Raw genomic sequence first — 2899 nt, forward strand, 5'->3', positions numbered from 1 at the left:
CGGCGGCCGACCCAGAAGCGCGCCGACGCCCGATCGGCCGCGTGCGGGAACCAGTCGTCGAGCACCTTCATCAGCGTATCGAGCGCCTGCTGGCGCAGCGCGGCGTGCCGGTTGCCGAGTTCCGCGGTACCCGCGACGCGCAGCGTCGGGCCGAAACGCGTGATCGCCGTCTTCAGCGATTCGTCCATCAGCGCGGCGTGCGGAGATTTTTCGTCGTCGACGACGGCGAGCGTCGCCGAGTAGCCCTTCACCGGATACAGCGGCACGTCGATGCCGTGCGGCCGCAGCAGGCCGGCGCTGTCGACACCGAGCGCGACGACGGTCGCGTCGGCAGCGAGCCGCAGGTCGCGGTGCTTGCCGCCGCGGTTCGATGCATGCGGATTCGGTCCGCCATCCTCGTCGCCGGTGCCGACGATCCGCACGCCGCGCACCCGGCCGGCTGCAACGTCGAGCGCCCGCACTTCCGTGCGAAAGCGGAACGTCACGCCGTTGGCTTCGCACAGTGCCCGCAGTTTGCGCGTGAAGCGTGCGCAGTCGCCGGCTTCGTCGTCGGGCAGGTAGATGCCGCCGACGGGCGCCTGCCGCGCCCAGCGCAAGCCCGGTTCGATCGCCGTGCAGCCGGCTGCATCGAGTTCGCGGAACGTGATGCCCGCGTCGCGCAACACCTTCAACGCGGGCTGCACCATCTCGACGTCGAACGCACCGCGCAGCAGTTGCAGGTAGCCGCGGCTCGCGCCGTAGTCGAACGGATGGTCGTCGCGAAACGCATGCAGGCACGCGCGACTGTAGTACGCGATGCGCTGCATCCGCTGCTTGTTCACACGGAACCGCTCGAACTCGCATTCGCGCAGCCAGTGCGCGATCCAGCGCCACTGCGCGGCGTCGAGCGTCGGCCGGAAGATCAGCGGCGAAGCGGGCTTGAACAGGTACTTGAGGATCTTGCCCGGCATCCCGGGCGCCGCCCACGGCGTCACGTAGCCGGGGGCGATCACGCCCGCGTTGCCGAGGCTCGTCGCCTGCGCGACATCGGCTTCGCGTTCGATCACGGTGACGTCGCAGCCTGCTTCGCGCAGGTGCCAGGCCGTGGTGACGCCGATCACGCCGGCGCCGAGAACGATCACGTGCATGATGCGGTTTCCCGAACGAGGAGGCCGCTCACGACGCGACGGCCGGATCGTCGACGAGCGACTTGCCGCGCGTTTCCGGCAGCACGAGCGCGGCGACGATCACGAGCAGGTAGCCGCCGCCGGCCACGAGGCCGATCGCCTTCACGAGCGACATCGACTGCGACAGCGCGCCGACGAGGATCGGGAAGAACGAGCCGAGCCCGCGCCCGAGGTTGTAGCAGAAGCCCTGGCCCGAGCCGCGGATCGCGCCCGGATACAGCTCCGACAGATAAGCGCCGACGCCCGCGAAGATCCCCTGCACGACGATGCCGAGCGGGAAGCCGAGCAGCAGCATCGCCGTGTCGGTGATCGGCAGCATCGTGTACGCCATGCCGAGCGAGAACGAGCCGATCGCGAACAGGATGAACGACGCGCGGCGGCCGAGCCGGTCGGACAGGATCGCGCCGACGACGTAGCCGACGAACGAGCCGACGATCAGCACGACGAGATAGCCGCTCGTGTTGAACACCGACAGGTGGCGGACGGTTTTCAGGTAGGTGGGCAGCCACGTCGTGATCGCGTAGTAGCCGCCGAGCATCCCGGTGCACAGCGCGCTGCCGAACAGCGTCGCGCGCAGGTGCGGCGGCGAGAAGATCTCGAGGAAGTGGCCCGACACGCGGCCTTCGTCGCGCGCGCGGCGGGTGGCCGTGTAGATGTCCGGATCGCTGACGTTGCGGCGGATGTACAGGATCCATAGCGCGGGCAGGATGCCGATCCAGAAGCACGCGCGCCATGCGATCTGCTCGGGCAGCAGCGCGAAGAACGCCCAGTAGAGGATCGCGGCCGCGCCCCAGCCGAACGACCAGCTGCTCTGCACGGTGCCGACCGCCTTCCCGCGATGCTCGGGCGAGCGGATCGTCTCGGCCATCATGATCGTCACGACCGACCATTCGCCGCCGAAGCCGAAGCCCTGCAGCGTGCGCGTCGCGAGCAGTTGCCAGAACGAATGGGTGAAGCCGGACAGGCAGGTGAACAGCGCGAACGTCGCGATCGTCCACTGCAGCACGCGTACGCGGCCGTAGCGGTCGGCAAGGATGCCGGCGACCCAGCCGCCGAGCGCCGACGAGATCAGCGAGCTCGTCGCGATCATCCCGGCCTCGCTCTTCGTCATGCCCCAGGTGGCGATCAGCGTCGGAATCAGGAACGAATAGATCATGAAGTCGAACGCATCGACCGCGTAGCCGCCGAAGCCGGCGTACAGCGTCCTGCGCTCGCGCGTCGACAGTTCGTTGAACCACTGGAATGCCTGCATGCTTGCCGCCTCCTCTTCTGTCTCGTCTCGCGCTGCCGTCTGGCGGCTATTTTACGGGCGGGATGCGGGGTGCCAAAAAGGTGAGTGCGGGTGCGAGGCGGCGCGATGAACGGTGAGGGCGGCGTGCGTACGTTCGGGGAAAGCGTGATGGCCGATCCGATCGCGCTTGGGCGCCATGCAGGCCGGGGCAACGGTGGTGATGGTCGCGCGCCGGCACGGCGCGCAGGCACTTGCCTCAGAGCGTCAGGCCACCGTCGACGTGAATGACCTGGCCGGTGATCTGTCGCGCGGCGTCCGACAGCAGGAACGCGATCAGTGCCGCGACGTCGTCGGGTTCGGCGATCCGGCCGAGCGGTGTCGCCTGTTCGGCCTGCGCCCATGCGGCGGCATTGCCGGCGCTCGGCCCGTGGTCCTTGCGCGTGAAGCCCGGCGCGACCGCGTTGACGGTGATGCCGCGGGCGGCGAATTCGACGGCGGCGGA

3 protein-coding genes are annotated in these 2899 nt (G+C 69.1%); all 3 read right to left on the minus strand.

The genetic code is table 11. The features are described 5' to 3' along the window. Nucleotides 1-1127: FAD-dependent oxidoreductase (locus G3N96_RS38190; RefSeq protein ID WP_206140440.1), on the minus strand; the 1127-nt coding region annotated here is incomplete at its 3' end. Nucleotides 1128-1155: 28 nt separating this feature from the next. Continuing rightward, nucleotides 1156-2418 (minus strand): MFS transporter, encoded by a 1263-nt coding sequence (locus tag G3N96_RS38195; protein ID WP_124583774.1) that lies wholly within the window; start codon nucleotides 2416-2418, stop codon nucleotides 1156-1158. A 235-nt stretch (nucleotides 2419-2653) separates the two neighbouring features. Beyond that, nucleotides 2654-2899, minus strand: a 246-nt coding sequence (locus tag G3N96_RS38200; protein WP_206140441.1) for an SDR family oxidoreductase, incomplete at its 5' end; no start/stop codon positions are given.

The organism is Burkholderia sp. Se-20373 (assembly GCF_017104705.1).
GTDB lineage: Bacteria > Pseudomonadota > Gammaproteobacteria > Burkholderiales > Burkholderiaceae > Burkholderia.